Here is an 18,391-nt window from a genome sequence, read left to right as displayed (position 1 = left end):
ATGATGTCGCAACGGATTTCGATGATGCTTGCTGCGCTGCTGCTGGCAGCGCCTGTCGCCCATGCCGCTCCCGGCCCGCAGGCGCAACGGGAGATCGCGCAGCTGATCTCCAGCCTGGACGGCTCCCAATGCCGCTTCCAGCGCAATGGCAGCTGGCACGATGGCAGCGATGCGCGCGCGCACCTGCAGCGCAAGTACGACTACCTGCTGAAGAAGGACATGGTGGACAGCGCCGAGCAGTTCATCGAGCGTGCGGCCAGCCAGAGCAGCATGAGCGGCAAGCCCTACCGCATCCAGTGCCCGGGGCAGCCTGAACAGACCGCGGCCGCCTGGTTCGGCGCACGCCTGCAGGCCCTGCGCCACCGCACGCCGTAGACATAGGGGCGGTGTAAAGTCGAGCCGTGCTCGACTGCTTTTTCCCGTAGCCCAGGAGAACCGCCATGAACACCACGCCGCGCACGCTGTCGCGTTCATTGAACGACCGCATGATTGCCGGCGTGATGGGCGGCATCGCCCACCGCTTCGGCTGGAACCCCACGCTCGTGCGGATCGTGTTCGTGCTGGTCTCGATCGGCTCGGCGGCCTTCCCTGGCATCCTGGTCTACCTGATCCTGTGGCTGCTGATTCCCAACGAGGCCGATTGAAGACTCCCGTGACGCCCTGGCCGATCTGGCTGCGCGCGCTGCAGGTGCTGGGCGCGGTCTGGACGTCCCCCAATTCCCTGCTCGGCGTGATCGGTGGCCTGGCCGGCATGCTCGGTGGCGCGACATTACGCTGGAGCGGCCGTGACTGCGCACTGGTGTTCGACCGCTGGCCGTGGGGACCAGGCGGGGCGATCACCCTGGGCAACGTGATCCTGCATACCGGTCATGACCTGGGCATCTCCTGCCGCACCTATGCGCATCAGGCGGGGTGGGGCGTGGAGCCGCTGATCCGGCTGGATGACCACGAACGCGCGCACGTCTACCAGTACATGGTGCTGGGGCCGCTGTACCTGCCGGTATACCTGCTGTGCGGCGGGGTGAGTGCGCGCAACCCGTTCGAGCGCGCGGCCGATCATTTCGCCCGGTTCGGGCACGGCTGGTGGCCGTAGTTTCCAGCCAACGGCGCAGCCCCTCGTGGCTTGGTCGCGGAATACGTTTCATGTGATTGGGCCGGGCGGGGTGGGTTCGCGGGACACGCCGTAAACCCGTCCCTGGGGGCTCGATGGCGCCATCCATGGCGCCAACGGTCCCGCGAACCCACCCCGCCCGATCCCTGACAGTTTCCGTGCGCGTCCAGCCACGGAGAAGAAAAAGAAGAGCAGAAGCGGGTCGCGCGCTGCGCTTGCTCGTATAGAGCCGAGCCTGCGGTCGGCTTCGCGGACTGGCCTGAAAGCAGCCGAGCGTGGGCTCGGCTCTACAAAAAGCGGCCAGCCAGGCTGCTTTTGCTTTTGATCTTCTTTTTTCTTCTCCGTGGGTGGCAGACGCAGCAGAAATCTGTCAGCGGCCGGGTGGGTGGGGCTGGCGGGGTATCCGCGGCATGGATGCCGCGGCTAAGCCCCCAGGGACGGGTTCACGGCGTCCCCGCCAGCCCCACCCACCCGGCCAGCTCACAGGAAACCGGCTTTCCGCGATCATCCCAAACCACCCGCGAGGGGCTGCGCCGTTGGCTGGAAACCCTCGATTCGTTAGTCGGGAGTTAAAGATCCGTAAGCATTCTGCTGCGATCCCGCAGTCATCTGCATGCAACCGATCGTCATTAGCCTTCGTGACGTTCCAGTCAGGTTCGACGCGGTAAGCTCTCCCTCGATGAGCTCGCAGCATCGCTCATCGAGCGCAGTACGCAGTAGCAATTTGGAGGAAGACATCACATGGCAATCGTTCTTTATGTCGGTGGTAGCAAGGATGGCGAGAAGGGCGTGGTGCCCTACGGCTTCAGCAAATCCCGCGCCGACACCGCGCTGGGGCCGGAGTTCTACACGGAGCGGTTCATGGAACTGCAGGGTGTCGGCAAGGTCCGCCTGATGGCCCTGGAAAGCATGCGTGACGAGATCGTCATGCAGCGTGCCGCCCGCCACTACCGCTGACCTTCGCAACATGCGGCAGGGCGCGCCCACCATCGTGCGCCCGCGCCGGCATCCCAGCCCAGGGCCAGTCCGAGCCCTCTCTTTGCCAGGATGCCGGCGTCCAATCCGGTCCCGCCGCTGAACCTCGCCCCCTGTCAATGCCTTGTCCGGCTCCGTCGTGGATTGCCAGAATGGGGTCTTCCCGTATCGCGGCACAGACCTGAAGCAATGCACGACGCCAAGAATGCCCAGAGCGCGCTCGCCCAGCAGATCGCCCAGACCATCGCCGACGAGATCGGTGCCCAGTCCACCCAGGTACACGCCGCTGTCGGCCTGCTCGACGAGGGCGCCAGCGTCCCGTTCATCGCGCGCTACCGCAAGGAAGTGACCGGAGGCCTGGACGACACCCAGCTGCGCAACCTGGAAACCCGCCTCACCTACCTGCGTGAGCTGGAAGACCGCCGCGCGGCCGTGTTGTCCAGCATCGGCGAGCAGGGCAAGCTCAGCGACGAGCTGCGCAACGACATCCTGGCCGCCGATACCAAGAGCCGGCTGGAAGACCTGTACCTGCCGTACAAGCCCAAGCGCCGTACCCGTGCACAGATTGCCCGCGAGGCCGGCCTGGAACCGCTGGCCGATGGCCTGCTGACCGACCCGACGCAGGACCCGCAGGTTTTCGCCGCCACCTTTGTCGACGCCGACAAGGGCGTGGCCGACACCAAGGCCGCGCTGGAAGGCGCGCGCGCGATCCTGATGGAGCGCTGGGGCGAAGACGCCGCGCTGGTCGGTGAACTGCGTACCTGGCTCGGCGAAACCGGGGTGATCCGTGCCCGCGTGGCCGAGGGCAAGGAAACCGAAGGCGCCAAGTACCGCGATTATTTCGAACATGCCGAAGCGCTGGCGAAGATTCCGTCGCACCGCCTGCTGGCACTGTTCCGCGCACGCCGCGAGGAAATCCTGTTCCTGGAGCTGGACCCGGGCAGCGATGCCGAGGCTGGCCACCAGTACGCGGAAGGCCGCGTGGCGCGCAAGGCCGGCATTGCCGACCAGGGGCGCGCTGGCGACCGCTGGCTGCTGGATGCCTGTCGCCTGACCTGGCGCGCCAAGCTGCATACCCATCTGCTGCTGGACCTGTTCAACCAGGCCCGCGAAAAGGCCGAGGCCGAAGCCATCGCGGTGTTCGGCGACAACCTGAAGGACCTGCTGCTGGCGGCTCCGGCTGGCCCGAAGACCGTGCTCGGGCTGGACCCGGGCATCCGTACCGGCTGCAAGATCGCCGTGGTCGATGCCACCGGCAAGCTGGTCGCCACCGACACCATCTACCCGCACGAACCCCGCCGTCAGTGGGAGCAGTCGCTGCAGACCATCAAGCAGCTGTGCGCCAAGCACAACGTGGAACTGATCGCGATCGGCAACGGCACCGCCAGCCGTGAGACCGACAAGCTGGCCGGAGAGGCGATCAAGGCCGCGGCCAACCCGAAGCTGCAGAAGGTGGTGGTCAGCGAGGCCGGTGCTTCGGTGTACTCGGCCTCGGAGTTCGCGGCCAAGGAATTCCCGGGCCTGGACGTGTCGCTGCGCGGTGCGGTGTCGATCGCCCGGCGCCTGCAGGATCCGCTGGCCGAGCTGGTGAAGATCGAGCCCAAGGCGATCGGCGTTGGCCAGTACCAGCACGACGTGGATCAGTACCGCCTGGCACGGGCGCTGGACGCACGCGTGGAGGACTGCGTGAACGCGGTTGGCGTGTACGTGAACACCGCTTCGGCCGCGCTGCTGTCGCGCGTGTCCGGCTTGTCAGCGACGGTGGCCGAGAACATCGTGCGCCATCGTGACGACAACGGCCCGTTCAAGCGTCGCAAGGACCTGCTGAAGGTCGCGCGGTTGGGCGAGAAGACCTTCGAGCAGTGCGCCGGCTTCCTGCGCATCGCCGATGGTGACCAGCCGCTGGATGCCTCGGCGGTGCACCCGGAAGCCTACCCGGTGGTCGAGCGCATCGTTGCCAGCACCGCGCGCCCGATCAAGGCGCTGATCGGTGATGGCAGCTTCCTGCGCGGCCTGAAGGCAGAACAGTTCACTGACGACACCTTCGGCGTGCCGACCGTGCGCGACATCCTCAAGGAACTGGAAAAGCCGGGCCGCGATCCGCGTCCGGAGTTCAAGGCCGCCCGCTTCGCCGAGGGCGTCGAGGACATCAAGGATCTGCGCGAAGGCATGGTGCTGGAGGGCGTGGTCAGCAACGTTGCGGCCTTCGGCGCCTTTGTCGATATCGGCGTGCACCAGGATGGCCTGATCCACATTTCGGCGCTCTCCGATACGTTCGTGAAGGATCCGCGCGACGTGGTCAAGGCCGGCGATATCGTCAAGGTGAAGGTGCTGGAGGTGGACGTGGCGCGCAAGCGCATCGCCCTGACCCGGCGCTTGGACGACACCCCCGGCCAGGCCACCAGCCGCCCGGGCCAGCGCGATGAGCGCAATCAGGGCCAGGGGCCACGTCGTGACGCGGGTGGCCAGAACCGTGGCCCCAACCGCAGCCCGGGCAATGGCGGCCGTGGTGGCCAGTCGGCGGCGCCGGCCAACAATGCCCTGGCAGACGCCTTCGCCCGCGCCAAGCGCAGCTGAGGAGCGTGTCCCCCGTCACGGTTGATCCGGGGCGGGGGACTTGTCGATTTTCCCCGTGATTGCGCACACTTGCGCCTGAGGGGGGCGTGTGGCCTCCCCGCTGTCTCTGGGGAGGGCCATGACGCCAGCACGACCCGTCGTCTTCATTGACGTCTGCAGCGCCCTGCTGCGGCCGGAGGCTGCCTGCGCGTCCCGGGGAACGGGTTGATGGCCGGCCAGGGAAGCAACGGCAACGGGCTGCTGGAGCGGCGCCTGCAGGAGCTGGCTGAAGAACGCCGCCGGCTGGCGATGATCATCGACGGCACCGCCGCCGGCACCTGGGAATGGAACGTGCAGACCGGCGAGATGCGGGTCAACGCGCGCTGGGCCGAGATCGTCGGTTACCGGCTGGAAGAATTGGAGCCGGTGTGCCAGAAGACCTTCCTGACATTGGTCCATCCCGACGATATCGCCCTGTCCGATGCGGCGCTCGAGGACCATTTCGAGGGCCGCAGCGACAATTACGTCTGCCTGTTGCGCATGCGCCACAAGAACGGCCAGTGGATGTGGATCCACGACCGTGGCCGCGTGTTCGAATGGGACGGGCAGGGGCGGCCACTGTGGATGGCCGGTGCGCATGCTGATGTGACCGAACTGCAGCAGGCACGCCAGGATGCGGCCGATACCCGGCAGCGACTGCAGGCGGTGGTCGACGCCTCCGACGAGGTTGCGGTGATCGCCACCGATATCGACGGCACCATCACCCTGTTCAATACCGGCGCACAGCGCCTGCTCGGCTACGCCGCCGAGGAGGTGGTTGGCCATCGGCGCCTGGATGCGTTCCATGACCCGGACGAGCTGAGCGCCTGGCTGCAGCCGCTGGCGGGCGACGACGGCGAGGTACCTGGCGTGTTCGAGGCGCTCAGTGCCCGTGCCGATGGGCAGACCTATTCGCGGCAATGGACGCTGCGCCGCAAGGACGGCCAGTCACGCCAGGTCCGCCTGTCGATCAGCCGCATGGATGGCGCCGACGGCACGCGGATCGGCTACGTCGGCATGGCGATCGACATCACCGAGATCCTGCAGGCGCGCGCCGAAGCACGGCTGTCGGCGGAGAAGTTCGCCGGTGCGTTCACCTCGGCTGCATTGGGCATGGCACTGGTGTCGCTGGAAGGGCGCTGGCTGGACGTCAATGACGCGCTGTGCCGGATCCTCGGCTATCCACGCGAAGAACTGCTGCAGGTTGATTTCCAGCGCCTGACCCACCCCGATGACCTGCAGACCGACCTGGCTCTGGTGCAGGATCTGCTGGCCGGGCGGCGCAGCCACTACCACCTGGAGAAGCGTTACCTCGATCGCGACGGCAAGGTGATCTGGGCGCGGCTGTCGGTTTCGCTGGTGCGCAGCGAGCGCGGTGAACCTGTGCATTTCGTGTCGCAGATCCAGGACATCAGCGCCCAGCGCAGCAGCGAGCAGCGCTTGTTCGAAAGTGAGCAGCGCAGCCGCATTACTCTTGATGCGGTCGCCGACCTGGTGCTCAGTGTCAGCCTCGATGGCCGCATCGACTATGCCAATGCGGCTGCGGTGCGTACCTTGGCCGGTGATGGTGCGCTGTCGCTGGCCGGGCACAAGGTGCAGGACGTGCTGGCGTTGACCACCGAGTACGCGCCTGGATCGGTGCTGGATGTCTCGGTGCTGCTGGATCCGGAAAGCAACGCAGTGGACCTGCATGCCGACCTGCTGTTGCGGCTGGGCACGGCGACCATACCGGTGGACCTGACCCGCGCCTGGCTTCGCGATGACGAAGGCCATGTACGCGGTGCGGTGTGGGTGCTGCGCGACGATACCCAGCAGCGTGCACGCCAGCGCGAGGCGCGTCACCTTGCCGAAATCGATCCGTTGACCGAGCTGAGCAACCGCCGCGGCTTCGAGGTGCACCTGCAGCAGGCGATCACCCGTGTCGAGCGCACGGGCCAGGCCGCGTCGTTGATGTACATCGATCTGGATCGCTTCAAGCCGGTCAACGACACCTGGGGCCATCTGGCCGGTGATGCGGTGCTGTGGGCGGTGGCCAGCGTGCTGCGCCATGGCGTGCGTGATTCGGATGTGGTGGCACGGCTGGGGGGGGATGAGTTCGCGGTGATCCTGTCCGGCTGTACGCCGCGGCGTGCCGCGCGTATCGGCGGCGAACTGCTGCATACCCTTGCGTCGCTGTCGATTCCGTGGGACCAGGACCGCCTGCATGTCGGGGCCAGCATCGGCATCGCGCCGCTGGCGGGCGGCATGAGCGTGGACCAGGCGGTGGCCGCCGCCGACGCCCAGTGCTACCGGGCCAAGGCGATGGGACGCAACAACGTGCAGGTGCAGGGTGAGGCCAGTGAGCTGCCTGGCGACGACGCGGATGCGGCCGAAGGCTGATCTCAGCCTGTGAGAGGACGCGCGCGAATACTGCGCGCACATCCACTCATGCAGGTGATCCCATGAAGGTCTGGAACCCGGTTGCGATGCGGGCCTACGCCCCGGCGATGGTTGGCTGGTGCCTTGCGCTGGCGGCCTGCCTGCGTCTGGAGGAAGTGCGCGACGATCTGCACGCGCAGGCATTGCTGCCGGTGCTGCAGGGCGGTGCCATCGCCCTGCTGGTGTTCACGCTGTCCTGTATCGGCGGGGCCAGCATCGTGTTGTGGCGGGCGGGCCGGAAGGAGGTACCGCCTCATACTCTTGATGCTCAGGCCCACGCTTCACGGGAAGGCGCAGAGATCACCTGAAGGCAAAGAGATGTTACCTGTCGATAGAACGCCTGCAACACCACCCTTTGCATTGATGCCGTTGCAGTTTCCAACACCCAAGCGACGATTCTGAATGAACCGGTTGGAGCGGAATGTGGCCGTAGTACCACCCGATGTCTCAAACACCGCCCCACCATAGTTCGCACCGCTTACAGCATTGTTTTCTGCAAGAAAGCGCTGTGAACCCTGTACGACGTCGATACCCCATTCACCAGGGCGTTCGATCACCGAGTTCTTGATGGTGCAGTCGATGCAGTTCACCAGATAGATGGCGCTGGCGCCGGAGTCGATGACGCGTGCGCCATCAATCATGACGTTGCTCGAGTTGTAGATGGCCATCTCGCCATCGCCCCCCGGGCCATCCTTTCGGCCGGTCAGCTGTCCATAGAGGATGGTGACGTCGCGGGAATCGGTGATCCACAGATTTGGGTCCGCCACATTGTTGCCTGCTATGCCGTTGGCACGCATGAAGGTGTCCCATATATCCACACCTTTCCCGCCCACGACACCAGTGCTGATCTGGAAGCCGACGATATCGAGGCTCCAAATGATGATGCGGTCCTGATGATAGGCCAGTACACCGAAGTTTCCGCCTGCACCGGTGGACAACGTGAAATTGTGCAGCATGGTGCCGCTGCCGAGCCCGATCGCCTTCTGTGGGGAGCCATGGGCGGAGATCAAGACGTCGGCCATGCTCGCACCCAATCCCTCGATGGTCGTGCCGGAGGGAACTTCCAGTGGTGCAGGGCCAGTGACGTAGGTGCCAGGCCGCAGGCAGATTTTCTTGCCAGGTGCGGTGGCCACTGCGGCAGCAAGGTTACCACCACTGTCGAGAGTGAGATCGCATGCCGAGGCCTGCGCGGCACCGGCCAGGCCTATGGCAAAGAGTACGGCGGAAATGCGTTGTTTCATTATGGGTTCCTTCCGTGGAGTGGTTGAAGTTGCATCCAAGATACCGCAGCCGACCGGCTTGACGTCAACGCAGCACTTCATCCGAACTGACCAGCTGTACGTCGTGCATCAGGTTGAGATAGGCCTCGTAGTAGCCCTTGTGAGAGGCACCGACGATGGTCAGCATGCGGGTGCCCGGCTGTTGGCCGAGTACGTCGCGCATGTTGGCGACCATGCGCAGGTTGCGGGTTTCCCAGTAGCCCACGTAGTTGCGGCCGAAGCCTTCTGGCGAGGGCTCGACCAGCGTCGCGCCGAAGTCGCCGTTGTAGGCCACCATCGCGGTCTCGGGTGTGTTGTAGGCGCGATACATCGCGAGCAGTCCGTCCGGTTGGGCAAGATTGGCTTCGAGCCGTTCATCAGCCGCCCTGCGTGCCTTGACGACGGGATTATCCCAGGCGCCCCGGATGGCCGCTGCATAGGCCTTCTGCTGGGATGCCGGCGTCGGCGAATCCGCAGTGTGGTCGTCGACCGACCACACGCGCTCCAGCCCCAGGCGTGCGGCAAGGACCCCGGCCACCAGGCCGGCCTCGTTGCGGCGGGCCATGCGCGTGTCGAGGAACTGCACCAGCTCCGGTGTCAGGCTGTCGGAGGCACGTCGCTCTTCCTTGGGCAGCCGCAGCCATTGGACGACTGCCGAACTGCTTTCGCCCGCGGCCAGGAACACTGCAGCCAATCGGCGCCGCTGGGCAGCGGTTGGCGCCTTCGGCCAATCTGCAAGCAGGCGTTCCATTTCCACGTTGGCGCTGGGAACGTCCAGGCCGGTGGCGGCCTGTGCCGGCGCCGGATCGACGCAGTAGTCCGCTACGCTCTCTGCGTATCGGGCCGGATTGCGGCGCATGAAATCGCACTGCAGGCCGGAGAGGTTCTCAACCGCGATCGCGGTGGGCTGCCAGGCCTCCAGCCGCTTCAGCAGTGGCTCCAGCATCGCCGGTTCGAAGGTCTTCGGCAGGCTGGACAGATGCGGGCTGCCCAACACCAGCACCTCGTTCGGGCGCCCGGCGGGTGGGCCCTTCAGCTGGTCGGGATGGAAGGTCGGCCGGTAGCTGGCATCGGCAGCCAGGGCGCCGGTACTGCACAGGCCCAGGAAGAGGTAGCTGGCCAAGCGTGGAAGCATGTTGATCTCCGTGTCCGTGAACGTCCTGCAGGTCACTGCATGCTGGCCGTTTCCCTGTATCCGGGGACCTCCCGTTGGTCATGTAAACCCTTTTGCCTTGCGCTGCATCAGTCTGCTGGGCGAGGCTGTGCTCAATGGACAGGTGGTGCATGACATGACATCCGGCAACTGGATGATAGATAGCGCGCGGTTGCGCCTTCGGCCTTTCACGGCCGCGGATGCGGATGAGGCATTCGCAGCGATCACGCCGGGGCTGACCCGTTACATGGCGTTCGAGCCGCCGCCGTCGAAGGAGGCCTTCGCTGTGGTCTGGCAGGCGTGGTTGCCAACCATCGCCTCGGGCACGGACATCACCTTCGTCATCCGCCGGCGTGACGATGGCGCCTTCCTTGGCTTGGCCGGCCTTCATCGCAGCAGAGACGCCGAGCCCGAACTCGGCATCTGGATCAGCGAGGCGATGCATGGGCAGGGCTACGGCCGGGAAGCCGTCTCGGCGGTGTGGTCGCGGGCCTCCGCGCATCTGCGATGCGCGGCATTCCGCTACCCGGTGGCGGAGCAGAACGCGCCGAGCCGGCGCCTGGTCGAATCGCTTGGCGGCGTGCCTGCCGGGCGTGAGCAGGGCGTGAAGTACACGGCGATTGTCTACCGCATTCCTGCGGCAAAGCATGGAGATGCGACGGGCGTCGCGGAATCCGGTTAAAGCCGCCGACTGCATCGCCGATATCCCCTCTGGATCCCGCTCCAGTCACCCGCTGCAGGACCCGGGCTGCCCCCGATGGGCGGCCTGCGCCGTGTGTTCCGCCGCTCCCAGATGCTGATCGCGCCCGCACCAGACGTTCTTGCCAGCCGCTCGAGGGGTGCCAGCCGGCACCTGTAGTCCCAGGCAACTGATGTTGCCGCCGGGCATCCCGCCCGTCGGATCGCAACCGCTTACCGGACACCGAGGATCAGACAATGCTCATTCCAGGCTTCACGGCGGGCGCGCAGGCGCCGGCCGAGCTGCATACCCGTTGGTCTCCCTGGCGCGCGCTGTTGGGTGCGTTGGCTCCCCGGCATCGGCCCAGTACCGAGCTGGCGGCGAACGACCGCGCCGAGCTTGAGGCGCAGGTCGCGGCGCTGCACCGCGTGCAGGCGGTCATCGAGTTCGGGCTCGACGGCACCATCCTGCAGGCCAACGACAACTTCCTGCAGGCAATGGGGTATCGGCTGGAAGAGATCCAGGGCAAGCATCATTCGTTGTTCGTCGATCCAGAGCACGCCGGCAGCACCGAGTACCGCGACTTCTGGGCGCGGCTGGGGCGCGGCGAGTATGACGCCGGGCAATACCGGCGCTTCGGCAAGGGCCAGCGTGAGATCTGGATCCAGGCCTCGTACAACCCGGTGCTGGACCGTCAGGGACGCCCCTACAAGGTGGTCAAGTTCGCCACCGACATCACCGCGCAGAAGCTGCAGGCGGCGGACTCCGCTGGGCAGCTGGCGGCGATCGGCAAGTCGCAGGCAGTGATCGAGTTCAGCATGGATGGTCGCATCCTCTCGGCCAACGACAATTTCCTCGCCACCACCGGTTACAGCCTGGACGAGGTGCGTGGGCAACATCACTCGTTGTTCGTCGAGCCCGACCACCGCAGCAGTGAAGCGTACCGGCAGTTCTGGCAGAAGCTCGGACGCGGCGAATACGATGCCGGGCAGTACCGGCGCCTGGGCAAGGGCGGGTGCGAGGTCTGGATCCAGGCGTCCTACAACCCGATCCTTGACCTCAACGGGAAGCCGTTCAAGGTCGTCAAATACGCTACGGACATCACCGCGCAGGTACATGAAAACCAGGCCATGCAGCGGGCGGTGGCGCAGACCCGTGAAGTGGTGGCGGCGGCCAAAGGCGGCGATCTGACCCAGCGCGTGGCCACGGCCGACAAGCGTGGCCCGATCGCTGAGCTGTGCGAGGGCGTGAACTCGCTGGTCGAGGCAATGGCGGCCATCATCGGCCAGATCAAGTTCGCCGCCGACACCATCGCGGTGGGCGCGACCGAGATCGCGCAGGGCAACAGCGACCTGTCGCAGCGTACCGAGCAGCAGGCGGCCTCGCTGGAGGAAACCGCGGTGTCGATGAAGGGGCTGGCCGAGACCGTGCAGCGCACTGCCACCAATGCGCGGCAGGCCAGCCAGCTTGCCGGTGGTGCTGCCGATGTCGCGGCGAAGGGCGGCAGCGTGGTGCATGAAGTAGTCGAGACCATGGCGGTGATCAACACCTCGTCGCGGCGCATCGTCGATATCATCGGCGTGATCGACGGGATCGCCTTCCAGACCAACATCCTGGCGCTCAATGCAGCGGTGGAGGCTGCACGTGCTGGCGAGCACGGCCGTGGCTTTGCCGTGGTCGCCACCGAGATCCGCGAGCTGTCGCAGCGTTCGGCCAGCGCGGCCAAGGAGATCAAGCACCTGATCGACGAGTCGGTCGCCAACGTCGGCGCTGGTACCGCCCAGGTCGAGAGTGCCGGCCGGACCATGGACGAGATCGTGGTCAACGTGCGTCGGGTCAGCGATCTGATGACCGAGATCAGTACCGCCGCGCAGCAGCAGAGCGACGACATCCAGCAGATGAACCATGCGGTCGACCTGATTGATCAGGGCACCCAGCAGAACGCAGCGCTGGTCGAGGAGGCGTCGGCGGCGGCGCGCAGCATGGAGGAGCAGTCGGCGCAGCTGCTGCACACCGTGGCCGGTTTCCGCGTGCAGGGCGCGGCCGGGCATCTGCACGGGGCAGCGGTGCTGCGCGCGGTCTAGGCGCGCCGGTCGGGCCGTTCGCTCCCGGCCGTGGCGGCCGGGGCGCCGTGCACACGGTTGCGCCCGGCGTGCTTGGCCCGGTACAGGGCCTGGTCGGCGCGGTCGACCAGGTCGCGCGGATCGCCGTTCTCGCCGGCGGCCTGCCAGGCCACGCCGATGCTGATGGTGACGACGGCTTCGGCCGCCGGCAGGCCAGCGGCTTCGACTGCCGCGCGCAACCGTTCACCCAGGCTCAGGGCATGAGCGATATCGGGCGAAGGCAGGGCGGCGATGAACTCTTCGCCGCCATAACGGGCCAGCAGGTCGTCACCGCGTTGCAGGCAGCCATCAAGGATCCCGGCCACCGCGCGCAGCCGGCGGTCACCTTCCGGGTGGCCATAGGTGTCATTGAGCCGCTTGAAATGGTCGATGTCGATCATCAGCACGGCCAGGCCCAGCCCTTGGCGGCGTGCGCGGCGATGGGCACTGCCGAGGGATTCGTCGAAGTTGCGCCGATTGCCCAACCCGGTCAATGGATCGCGCCGGGCCAGTGCTTCCAGTTCGTCACGCTGGCGCTGGATCTCGACCTGGGTCAGCACGCTGCGCAACGCGTAACCCAACATGGCGCCGATGAAGCCGACGATCGCCAGTGTTGGATGCAGGCGTGAGACCAGCAGTGCCACCATCATCAGCAACAGGGGCAGCATCAATGGAACACCAGCATCGACGACGCGGCGCAGATTGCGCGACACCACTACCGCAGGCGGCCGCCATGGGCTGCCTGCCATCACTGCCAGCAGTACGAACAGGCCACTGATCAGCAGGTCGCCCCAACCGCCGTCGGGCACCTGGGGCTGGTAGTGATTGATGTAGAACGCGAGCAGAAAATAGCCCAGCGCATAGGTCGTCAGGGTACGGAAGAAGTCACGCCGATCGGCATTGTCTTCGGCCAGGAAGCGGATCAGCGCGAAGCAGAATACGAGACCGTTCTGCACGGTGCTCATCGCGTTCAGACCCTGCATCCACAGGGCTGCATCCAGGTGCGCCAGCGCCCGCGTGTGTACGTAGTACAGCAGCCAGAGCAGGGCAATGATCGACAGGTCCACGGCGCGCACGTAGCGGTTGCCGCCCCCAGGGCTGGCCGCCACGTAGGTCAGCGGTATCCGGTAGAACACGTAGAGGATCAGTGACGACAGTGGCATCTGTGCCTGCCCGCCGCCATCCGCGATGCGATACAGCTGGGCCAGCAAGGCGATCGAGAACAGGCCGACGGCGAAGCCGAGCAGCCGCCACTTGCAGGCGGCCCGGCTGTCGCGGGCACGCCGCACACATGCCAGTGCCGCCAGCAGGGGAGCAGCCATCAACAGCAGGAAGGAACCTATCGGGTCCTGAGGGCCGATCAGAGCAATGACAAGCGCGTGCGTGACCAGAAAAAACAGTGCAGCACGCAACGTCATGCATTCCCCCGCCCCCAGGTCCGGCTGCCCTCAAGATAGGCAGATGCACGTGAGGCTTGCAAGAAAAGTGTGCGCTGCGTCCATTGGCAACGTTGTCAGTGGTTGCTGTTGTGTTTCAGCACGATGACGCGGTGTTCTCGATGTGCGCGTACATCCAGAAGTCAGCGGCCTGGCCGCGGACCTGGCGATAAGCGCGGAGCAGTCCCTCGCGCTGCATGCAGATGCGTTCCAGCACGGCGATCGAACGGGTATTGCTGTCCAGCACCGTGGCCTGGATGCGGACGAGCGCCAGTGTAGTGCGTCCCCAGGCCAGCACGGCACGCGCCGCGTTCGTGGCCAGTCCCTGGCCCTGCCAGCGGGGATCGAGATCGTACGCGAGCTCGGCGCGGCGATGCTGAAGATCGATTCCGTTCAGGCCTACGGTGCCGATCAGCAGGTTGTCTGCATCGACCAGTGCCCAGCGCCGGTCGACCGGCGAGGCTGCGTAGCTGTTGATCAGGTGGCGTAGTGCTTCTGGAGAAACGTCACCCCAGCTGGTGTGTTCGGTCACGCCGGGCAGCGAAAGATAGCGCGACCAGGCGACAGCATCATCCGGCTGCAACGAGCGCAGGCGCGTGGGCGGGGTGTCGGGAGGCGAGGGGTACAAAGGGGCGGGCATGGCTGCCAGTGTCGGCGTTCCAAACCCGGAAATGCAAAAAGGCCAGGTCGGAGACCTGGCCTTTGATGCAGTGGTGCCGGTGAAAGGACTCGAACCTTCATGGGGTCACCCCCGGCTGATTTTGAGTCAGCTGCGTATACCATTCCGCCACACCGGCAGGCAGCGTGCGAGTGTAACCGAGGTCGGCAGGGCTTTCATAGGGGGAGAGGCGATCAGGGCGCTTCCTGTCGGCTTCGACCCCATGGTGGCTATACTGCGGCGGCATGTATCCCTCCAGGAGCGGTAGCCGATGACAGTGTTGCAGGACCTGAGGGTGCTGGTGGTCGAGAACGACGAGATGAGTGCCGCCTTGCTGCAGATGCAGCTGGTGCATGCCGGCGCGACCGTGGTCGGGTTGGCGGCGGGCGTGGCCGAAGCGCTGCGCCTGCTGGAGGATTCGGCGCCGGACGTGGCCCTGCTCGATTATCGCCTTGCCCGCAATGAAACCAGCGAGCCGGTCGCAGCTGCGCTGTCGGCGCGTGGCGTACCGTTCGTGCTGGCCACGGGGATGCTGGCCGAGCAGCTGCCTGAGTCCATGCTGGCTGGTGTGCTGCTGGTCAAGCCGTACCTGTCGGCGGATCTGAGCCGGGCGCTGGCGCGCGCGGTGGGTCGTTCCAGCGCGAAGGCCTGATTGGTCCTGATGGAATCGGCGGGCGTATGCTGCCCGGGCCTGAATGCTCAGGCCTACAAGGAGAGTGGCATGAAGAAGTGGATCAAGCGCGTGGTTGCTGCGGGTGTCCTTTCGATGGCTGTCTTCGGTGGTACGGCCTCTGCCGCGTGGTGCGGCCAGCCTTGTTACCAGCTCTACAAGAGCTGCATTGCGCGGGGTGGCGAGGTTGAGCAGTGCCTGCAGGAGCAAGCGTTCTGCGAAGAGGCGATGTGCGGCGGCAACCCCTGATCCAGGAACCCCGCCCAGGCGGGGTTTTTCATTCGCGCGCCATGTTCAACCTGCTTCCTCATACACGTAGCGGATGTCCTCGCGGTCATCGAGAATTCGGTACTGCCGCGCCAGGTCGTCCGGATCGGGATTGAGCCAGGCATCGAGGTATTCCTTGCGGATAGGTACCACGCCGCGATCATGACCAGCCGCAGCAACGTCGCCGGGCGGTGTGTCGGTGATGGTGGCGAATGACAGCAGGCGGCCCTCCGGGCCCTCCCATTCCGCCCACAGGCAGGCCAGCAGCAGGTCGCGCGGTGGATCGGGACGGAACTCCAGCACCACGTCCTGTTCCTTTTCGTCTGCGCCGAGCGTGCGTCCCGCGATGGCATGGCGGGGCACGTGCTCGTAGAACGCCTGCACCACCACCACGCCATGGCGCAGGCCGAACGCACCACGCCAGTAGCCTTCCAGACTGTCGCGTCGTGCGTTGTAGGTGCCGGGATAAAGCACGTCGTTGCGTGCGGGCTTGTCAGGAAGCCGGCACTGGTAGCGCATCGGCTTGATCACCCGCTCACCGTTCTCGCTGATCATCACCGGCGCATAGGTGCCAGGGAAAATCCGGTTATCGCGTGGCAGCAACTGCACCCGGTGCAGGTCTTCAAGCCGGGCTTGCGCGCGCTCGATGCGGTTGCCGGCCACGCGCAGGTCATTGCGTGCTTTCTGGGTAGGGCGGGTCGCCAGCGTGGCGTTGGCGATATCACGCCGCTCGCACTGGCGGGCCAGGTCCGCTTCCAATTCGCGTTGCTCCTGCGCATGCCACTGCTGGATCTTCGCCACGATGTCGCGCCCCAGCTCGGTGCGTGCAGCAGCGAAGCCGTCATCCATCGCCTTGGGTGTCTTCGGTCGCTTCTTGCCCGGATCGTGCGCGTACAGCTCCGCGAAATCTTCCAGCGACAGGATGGCGCCGAACTCGCGCACCAGCTTGGCGTAGTCGGCGCGGATCAGGGCGGAATAGCACATGGTAAATCTGCCGGGATGGATCGCAGCAACTGCGACGGGGATGAGGCAGGATAGCTCGACCTATAGGGAGATACCGCATGAATGATTCCGCCACCTGCCAGTTCCGCGAGACTGTGCCAACCGTCGAGGGCTACTGCCGGTTGCGTGTGCTGGCCGGCCTGAGTGCCAAGACCGAGGAGGCCGCGGCGCGTGCACTGCCCAATACCTTGTTCGGCGTGTGTGCCTACCAGGGCAACGAACTTGTGGCGATGGGACGGATCGTTGGTGATGGCGGATGTCACCTTCAGGTCTGCGATATCGCGGTGTTGCCGCGCCTGCAGGGGCAGGGTCTGGGCAAGGAAGTGATGCGGCGCCTGAGCGAGTGGATGCAGGGCAACCTGCCGCCGTCGGCCTATGTGAGCCTGTTGGCCGATGGCGAGGCGCATCGGCTGTACGCGCAGTTCGGTTTTGCACCGACGGCACCGGCATCGATCGGGATGTATCGGCGGTTCTGAGGCGCGGTCCAGCGTTTTCCATCCACGCATGGCATGGATCTACTGCAGAGTCGGGGTAGATCCACGCCATGCGTGGATGCGTTCCACCAGCAGATCGCAGGCAAAGAAAAACCCCGGTCGAAACCGGGGTTTTCAAGAATTGGCGTCCCCACGGGGATTCGAACCCCGGTCGCCACCGTGAAAGGGTGATGTCCTAGGCCTCTAGACGATGGGGACGCACGAAAACTTCAAGTTGTAGATTCTTCGACGGCCTAATGTCGAAGTGGTGGAGCCAAGCGGGATCGAACCGCTGACCTCCTGCATGCCATGCAGGCGCTCTCCCAGCTGAGCTATGGCCCCATGAAACGTCGGAATTCTGCTGGGAGCAGAGTCCGTTTGAAACTGGCGTCCCCACGGGGATTCGAACCCCGGTCGCCACCGTGAAAGGGTGATGTCCTAGGCCTCTAGACGATGGGGACGCACGAAAAACTTCAAGTTGTAGAACCTTCGACGGCCTAATGTCGAAAGTGGTGGAGCCAAGCGGGATCGAACCGCTGACCTCCTGCATGCCATGCAGGCGCTCTCCCAGCTGAGCTATGGCCCCGTGTTACCGAGCCGCCCATCATACCTGCGTGTTCACATTTGTGGAAGCTTTTTTTTAAGCTTTTTTCGTTCCGGATCAACCGCAGCCATGAGGACAGGGGAACCGCAACGCCACAACCTGAATGCCGGTGGGCGGTGAACAAAAAAGACCCGGTTATCGGCCGGGTCCTCGTTGTTCATGATGAGTGGCGTCCCCACGGGGATTCGAACCCCGGTCGCCACCGTGAAAGGGTGATGTCCTAGGCCTCTAGACGATGGGGACGCAATTCTCATCAATGTTCTTTAGCGACCTTTCGACGGCCTAATGCCGAAAGATTGGTGGAGCCAAGCGGGATCGAACCGCTGACCTCCTGCATGCCATGCAGGCGCTCTCCCAGCTGAGCTATGGCCCCACGTCGCTGAGGAGCGAAATAATAGCCTTGCCCCAGGGGGTTGGCAAGCATTTGTTGCACTTTTCTTCACGTCGATTGCGAGGTGGATCTCGCTCGCCTGGGCTCATGCAGTGTCGTCGGTCAGCGCGGCCAGGATCGGGCATTGATCCAGCGTGCCGTGCCCCGGGCAGGCATCGACCAGTTGTGACAGCGCGTTGTGCATGCGCTGCAGTTCGGCCATCCGCTGCGAGATATCCAGCAGGCGTGCCTGGGCCGTGTCGCGGACGCTGCCCATGTCCTGCTGGTGGCGATCACTGAGCGCGAGCAGCTCGCCGATTTCTTCCAGGCTGAAGCCCAGTGATTTGGCCCGGCGGATGAAGCGCAGCCGGCGCAGGTCCCGCTCACCGAAGATGCGGTAGCCACCGGCCGAACGTGCGGCCGTGGGCAGCAGATGCTGGCGCTCGTAGTAGCGGACCGTATCGATGGGCACGCCAGCCTGGCGGGCCAGTTGTCCAATGTTCATGGCGGATTCCTGCGGATGCTGCCGCGCATTGTGAAGCCTTGAGTCTGGTCAAGAGTCAAGACTTTCTGCCGAGCCGCGTATTCAGCGCACTTTGCAACTTTCTTCATAGCCCTG

At 65.3% G+C, this 18,391-nt stretch carries 18 protein-coding genes and 7 tRNA genes; 12 read left to right on the top strand and 13 right to left on the bottom strand.

The window, feature by feature from the left end:
• Positions 1-3 precede the first annotated feature (3 nt).
• From ACZK2G_RS13540 to ACZK2G_RS13510, 7 genes are all read left to right on the top strand, one after another.
• The gene (locus ACZK2G_RS13540) at positions 4-375 is read left to right on the top strand and encodes a YfeK family protein (protein ID WP_046986298.1); all 372 of its coding nucleotides are present in this window, start codon (positions 4-6) and stop codon (positions 373-375) included.
• A gap of 65 nt (positions 376-440) precedes the next feature.
• Positions 441-644, top strand: coding sequence for a PspC domain-containing protein (locus ACZK2G_RS13535; RefSeq protein WP_006374017.1), 204 nt, complete (start codon positions 441-443; stop codon positions 642-644).
• Positions 641-1,093 (top strand): hypothetical protein, encoded by a 453-nt coding sequence (locus ACZK2G_RS13530; RefSeq protein ID WP_046986295.1) that lies wholly within the window; start codon positions 641-643, stop codon positions 1,091-1,093. Before ACZK2G_RS13535 ends, ACZK2G_RS13530 begins: the two co-directional genes overlap by 4 nt.
• A gap of 759 nt (positions 1,094-1,852) precedes the next feature.
• A complete protein-coding gene (locus tag ACZK2G_RS13525) occupies positions 1,853-2,068 on the top strand; it encodes a hypothetical protein (protein ID WP_006374014.1) in 216 nt (71 codons plus the stop codon).
• Positions 2,069-2,275: 207 nt separating this feature from the next.
• Positions 2,276-4,663 carry a Tex family protein gene (locus ACZK2G_RS13520; RefSeq protein WP_046986762.1) on the top strand — a complete coding sequence of 796 codons (2,388 nt, stop codon included), beginning with the start codon at positions 2,276-2,278 and terminating at the stop codon, positions 4,661-4,663.
• Between the two features lie 207 nt (positions 4,664-4,870).
• Complete coding sequence (locus tag ACZK2G_RS13515) at positions 4,871-7,060, top strand: PAS domain S-box protein (RefSeq protein WP_046986761.1); 2,190 nt, start codon at positions 4,871-4,873, stop codon at positions 7,058-7,060.
• Between the two features lie 62 nt (positions 7,061-7,122).
• Positions 7,123-7,407 carry a hypothetical protein gene (locus tag ACZK2G_RS13510; protein ID WP_046986760.1) on the top strand — a complete coding sequence of 95 codons (285 nt, stop codon included), beginning with the start codon at positions 7,123-7,125 and terminating at the stop codon, positions 7,405-7,407.
• On the opposite strand, the gene ACZK2G_RS13505 is transcribed toward ACZK2G_RS13510, so the two are convergent.
• Entirely contained in the window at positions 7,381-8,340 is a 960-nt protein-coding gene (locus tag ACZK2G_RS13505; RefSeq protein WP_337302710.1) for a right-handed parallel beta-helix repeat-containing protein, read from the bottom strand. The genes ACZK2G_RS13510 and ACZK2G_RS13505 overlap by 27 nt on opposite strands.
• A 64-nt stretch (positions 8,341-8,404) precedes the next feature.
• Entirely contained in the window at positions 8,405-9,493 is a 1,089-nt protein-coding gene (locus ACZK2G_RS13500) for a DUF5694 domain-containing protein (protein ID WP_478473588.1), read from the bottom strand.
• Between ACZK2G_RS13500 and ACZK2G_RS13495 the strand changes: the two genes are divergently transcribed.
• Positions 9,492-10,193: a GNAT family N-acetyltransferase gene (locus tag ACZK2G_RS13495; protein ID WP_248298420.1), complete on the top strand. Its 702-nt coding sequence runs from the start codon at positions 9,492-9,494 to the stop codon at positions 10,191-10,193. The two genes, ACZK2G_RS13500 and ACZK2G_RS13495, sit on opposite strands and share 2 nt — an antisense overlap.
• A gap of 254 nt (positions 10,194-10,447) precedes the next feature.
• Positions 10,448-12,274, top strand: coding sequence for a methyl-accepting chemotaxis protein (locus ACZK2G_RS13490; RefSeq protein WP_478473586.1), 1,827 nt, complete (start codon positions 10,448-10,450; stop codon positions 12,272-12,274).
• On the opposite strand, the gene ACZK2G_RS13485 is transcribed toward ACZK2G_RS13490, so the two are convergent.
• From ACZK2G_RS13485 to ACZK2G_RS13475, 3 genes are all read right to left on the bottom strand, one after another.
• Positions 12,271-13,710 (bottom strand): GGDEF domain-containing protein, encoded by a 1,440-nt coding sequence (locus ACZK2G_RS13485; protein WP_136638187.1) that lies wholly within the window; start codon positions 13,708-13,710, stop codon positions 12,271-12,273. The genes ACZK2G_RS13490 and ACZK2G_RS13485 overlap by 4 nt on opposite strands.
• Before the next feature lie 115 nt (positions 13,711-13,825).
• Complete coding sequence (locus tag ACZK2G_RS13480) at positions 13,826-14,368, bottom strand: GNAT family N-acetyltransferase (protein WP_295380415.1); 543 nt, start codon at positions 14,366-14,368, stop codon at positions 13,826-13,828.
• Between the two features lie 71 nt (positions 14,369-14,439).
• A tRNA-Leu gene (locus tag ACZK2G_RS13475) sits at positions 14,440-14,525 on the bottom strand.
• Positions 14,526-14,657: 132 nt separating this feature from the next.
• On the opposite strand from ACZK2G_RS13475, the gene ACZK2G_RS13470 reads away from it, so the two are divergent.
• Both ACZK2G_RS13470 and ACZK2G_RS13465 read left to right on the top strand, forming a co-directional pair.
• Positions 14,658-15,038 carry a response regulator gene (locus tag ACZK2G_RS13470; RefSeq protein WP_046987588.1) on the top strand — a complete coding sequence of 127 codons (381 nt, stop codon included), beginning with the start codon at positions 14,658-14,660 and terminating at the stop codon, positions 15,036-15,038.
• A 69-nt stretch (positions 15,039-15,107) separates the two neighbouring features.
• Positions 15,108-15,305, top strand: coding sequence for a hypothetical protein (locus ACZK2G_RS13465; protein ID WP_046987587.1), 198 nt, complete (start codon positions 15,108-15,110; stop codon positions 15,303-15,305).
• A gap of 45 nt (positions 15,306-15,350) precedes the next feature.
• On the opposite strand, the gene ACZK2G_RS13460 is transcribed toward ACZK2G_RS13465, so the two are convergent.
• Positions 15,351-16,307: an SOS response-associated peptidase family protein gene (locus ACZK2G_RS13460; RefSeq protein WP_428710398.1), complete on the bottom strand. Its 957-nt coding sequence runs from the start codon at positions 16,305-16,307 to the stop codon at positions 15,351-15,353.
• Between the two features lie 77 nt (positions 16,308-16,384).
• On the opposite strand from ACZK2G_RS13460, the gene ACZK2G_RS13455 reads away from it, so the two are divergent.
• Positions 16,385-16,801, top strand: coding sequence for a GNAT family N-acetyltransferase (locus ACZK2G_RS13455; RefSeq protein WP_046987585.1), 417 nt, complete (start codon positions 16,385-16,387; stop codon positions 16,799-16,801).
• 140 nt (positions 16,802-16,941) lie between these two features.
• Here the strand turns inward: ACZK2G_RS13455 and ACZK2G_RS13450 are convergent.
• The 7 genes from ACZK2G_RS13450 to ACZK2G_RS13420 all read right to left on the bottom strand — a co-directional run bounded on the left by ACZK2G_RS13450 (position 16,942) and on the right by ACZK2G_RS13420 (position 18,277).
• Positions 16,942-17,017 (bottom strand) — tRNA-Glu (locus tag ACZK2G_RS13450).
• A gap of 47 nt (positions 17,018-17,064) precedes the next feature.
• Positions 17,065-17,140: transfer RNA gene (locus tag ACZK2G_RS13445), tRNA-Ala, on the bottom strand.
• A gap of 43 nt (positions 17,141-17,183) precedes the next feature.
• A tRNA-Glu gene (locus ACZK2G_RS13440) sits at positions 17,184-17,259 on the bottom strand.
• 49 nt (positions 17,260-17,308) lie between these two features.
• Positions 17,309-17,384, bottom strand: a tRNA-Ala gene (locus ACZK2G_RS13435).
• A 185-nt stretch (positions 17,385-17,569) separates the two neighbouring features.
• Positions 17,570-17,645 (bottom strand) — tRNA-Glu (locus tag ACZK2G_RS13430).
• Between the two features lie 54 nt (positions 17,646-17,699).
• Positions 17,700-17,775 (bottom strand) — tRNA-Ala (locus ACZK2G_RS13425).
• A 103-nt stretch (positions 17,776-17,878) separates the two neighbouring features.
• Positions 17,879-18,277 (bottom strand): heavy metal-responsive transcriptional regulator, encoded by a 399-nt coding sequence (locus tag ACZK2G_RS13420; RefSeq protein ID WP_478473583.1) that lies wholly within the window; start codon positions 18,275-18,277, stop codon positions 17,879-17,881.
• Between the last annotated feature and the right edge of the window lie 114 nt (positions 18,278-18,391).

The organism is Stenotrophomonas sp. 107298_Sma, assembly GCF_056480345.1.
Note: the sequence above shows the minus strand (reverse complement) of the source record. Positions and strands in the feature narration are given on the sequence as shown.